This window comes from uncultured Campylobacter sp. (genome assembly GCF_937890585.1).
Classification (GTDB): Bacteria; Campylobacterota; Campylobacteria; order Campylobacterales; family Campylobacteraceae; genus Campylobacter_A.
The window spans coordinates 1-3,066 of the sequence record NZ_CALACG010000225.1; the positions used below are offsets into that span (position 1 = coordinate 1).

The following is a 3,066-nucleotide window of genomic DNA, read 5'->3' on the forward strand; positions in this document are numbered from 1 at the left end:
ATAAAAAATAGATTAGTGAAAATTTTCTATAAGGTCTTTAAAAACTTCATAAAGTTTATTTACTTCGCTGATGCTGACACGTTCGTTTTTGGCGTGTATGCGGTCGTTTATGACACCAAATTCTATCGCATCTACGCCAAACTCAGCAAAGTGCCTAGCATCGCTCGTGCCACCCTTTGTATTTAAAAGTGGCGCAGTGCCTGTGATCTTTGTAACAGATGTCATTAAATTTTTTACTATCTTGCTATCTTTGTTCGTTAAAAATCTCTTCGAGCTTTGCTTTATGCTAAGCTCGTAACTAAGCCCATCTAAAACGCTTCTAAGATAGCTCTCAACGTCATTTACATCAGTTAAATTTGAGTTTCTAACGTTAAACATTATACTAAGCTCACTTGGAGTGACATTGCAAACTTGCATGCCACCACGAATGTCCGTCACCACGATCTTGCTTGGGTTAAAAAACTCACTCCCGCCGTCCATATCGTGATCAGCTATCTTGCTTAAAAGTGGAGATATCAAATTTACTGGATTTACGCATTTTTCTGGGTATGCCACGTGACCTTGAACGCCCTTTATCACGATCTTGCCATTTACCGAACCACGTCTGCCAACCTTTATACTATCGCCAAATTTCCTTTCGCAAGTTGGCTCAGCCACGACACAAAATTTTGGCAGGTCACCTATCTCGTGCAGATACGCAAGCGCCAAAGGCGTGCCATAAGTGCCATCGCCCTCTTCGTCACTTGTTAAGATAAGGCTTAGTTTGCCATCAAATTTTGCATCTTTAGCAGCACAAACAAAGGCAGCCACGCCACTTTTCATATCCTGCGCGCCTCTTGCGTAGATGTAGCCATCTTTTTCAAGTGGGCTAAATGGCTCGCTCTCCCAGCCATCACCTGGTGGCACGACATCGACGTGTCCTGCGAAGGCTAGATGCTCGCCGTTTCCATAAATTTTAGAAAGTATGAGATTTTTTGTGCCATTTTTTTCTATAAATTTAGCCTCAAAATCAGGTAAAAATTTAGCGATAAACTCCAAACTACCAGCATCATCTGGCGTGATAGAGCGAAATTTTAAAAGCTCTTTTAAAAAGCTAACTACCACTAAAACGCCTTTTTAGACGGGGTTCCTAAATAAAATCCTTGAAATTCATCGATACCGATCTCTTTACAAACGTTGAAAATTTCCTTCGAGTGGACGTATTCGGCGATCGTTTTTATGCCAAGATCCTTTGCAAACGCCACGATCGCACTAGCAATCGAGTATGAATCTTTGTTGATATCGATATCCTTGATGATAGAGCCATCGATCTTCACGTAGTCTGGCTTGATCTTTATGATGTAAGAGAAATTTGAGTAGCCAGAGCCAAAGTCGTCGATCGCTATCATAGCGCCCATGCTCTTTGCTCTCTCGATAAAGACTGAGACGCGCTCAGCACTTTTTAGCTCCTCGTCTTCAACTATCTCAAAAACTATCCTGCCAGCGACATTGTGCTTGTTTAGTAAATTTAAAACAAGTGCGCTAACGTCGCCATCTATCATATCTCGGCTGCTTAAATTTATAGAAAGAACCAAATTTGGATCCTCTATCAAGTGGTCAAAACACTTCTTAATTAGCTGTTTTTCAAGGTCTGCGTAACGCTTGATACGCTTTGAGATGTCCAAAAAGACGCTTGGTGAGATGACGTCGTCGCGGTCTAAAATTCTTATTAAGCATTCGTATTTTACAGGGATCTTTTTATCGTCAAATATCGGCTGAAAATACGGCACAATATTGTCGTTTATAGTCGCATTTTGGATAAGCTTTGAGCGCTCGATCTGGTTTGCATAGTCGTCTTTTTCGCTTAGTCCTTTGAAGTAGCAAACATAGTCTTTGTCAAGCTTTTTGGCTGATTTTAGCGCGATGGTCGCCTTTCTTAGCGTTTGGTCGCTATCAAGTGCAAAGCCAATGGTGCTATGAATTTCTATATCATCGATCTCTACGCCATTTTCATCTTTTATGCTTAGCATTCTGCCTTTAAAAATGTCAAGCAAATTTTCAGCCAGCTCCTCGTATCTATCGATAAATTCGTTATTATCTTCAACCAAAGCAAATCTATCCGCCTCGATACAGTAAGCCTTCATATTTTCATTTTGCGCAAATTCATTTATCAAATTTGCCATCTGTATCAAAATTTGATCACAGACGTATCTGCCGTAGTAGTCGTTCATCTTACCAAAGTCGTCGATATCCATGAGGATAACTTTTGGATATTTGTATTCGTTTACGTCTTTGATGAGCGCAGCCTTGTTTAAAAGTCCAGTCATCGGGTCGATATAGAGTTTCTTGCTAAGCTCCTCGATCTTTTCGGTGCTTTCGATCTTTAGCTTTTCGTAGTTGTGCTCGACTTTTTTATATTTAAAAACAAAAAATAGACAAATTATAAGCCCTAAGAAAAGCCCTAGCACGCTCAATATAAAGGTAAAGCGTAAATTTTGAAAGAGCCATTTGTAAAAGAACTGGTCGTTCATGCCGATGATCTTTTGATTGATGTTTGCTTTAAAGCCAAAAATGTAGTCGCCTACTGGCACAAACATACATATCTTTGCGCTGTTTTCAGGCAAAATTTCAGCCTTGAAATAGTCCTTTTGAAAGTCGTGAGAGTAGATGTCGCCACAGCTATTGTCGCTGTAGTCTTGACCGATCAAGCTCTTTTTTGATGAGGCTACCACTCTAAAGCCATTTTTGCCGTTATCTTTTAGCAAAAAGGCGTCACCAACAGAGTTGCTGGCTATATGATCTTGAAAATTTGATACGTCATATTTGCTGATATTTTTAAAATAATCAACATATTGATAGGTCATATATTGAGTTTTTTTCTCAAGGTCAAAGTTGTTTTCAGAAAGTGCGTTGTTGTATTTAAAATAAAAAACTGTTAAATTCTCTATCACAAAAAATGCCGTTAATATAAAAGCGACAAAAGCAACCGTCCTGGTTGTATTTAGGCGTTTTCTTTGAGTTTCTTCAGCGGCCATAAATTCCCAAACTTCCCTTCTTAAATTTTTTCTTAACGGATTATATCTAAGC

The 3,066-nt window shown here is 39.3% G+C and carries 2 protein-coding genes; both read right to left on the minus strand.

The window, feature by feature from the left end:
• Positions 1-12 precede the first annotated feature (12 nt).
• A complete protein-coding gene (gene dapE, locus Q0296_RS06675) occupies positions 13-1,104 on the minus strand; it encodes a succinyl-diaminopimelate desuccinylase (protein WP_298038332.1) in 1,092 nt (363 codons plus the stop codon).
• Positions 1,104-3,014 (minus strand): EAL domain-containing protein, encoded by a 1,911-nt coding sequence (locus Q0296_RS06680; RefSeq protein WP_298038335.1) that lies wholly within the window; start codon positions 3,012-3,014, stop codon positions 1,104-1,106. The genes dapE and Q0296_RS06680 overlap by 1 nt, the downstream gene beginning before the upstream one ends.
• Positions 3,015-3,066: the final 52 nt, after the last annotated feature.

What these genes read in the sequence shown, in the direction of transcription:
- Q0296_RS06680 (WP_298038335.1), bottom strand. Translation starts at nt 3,014, where the DNA reads ATGGCCGCTGAAGAAACTCAAAGAAAACGCCTAAATACAACCAGGACG.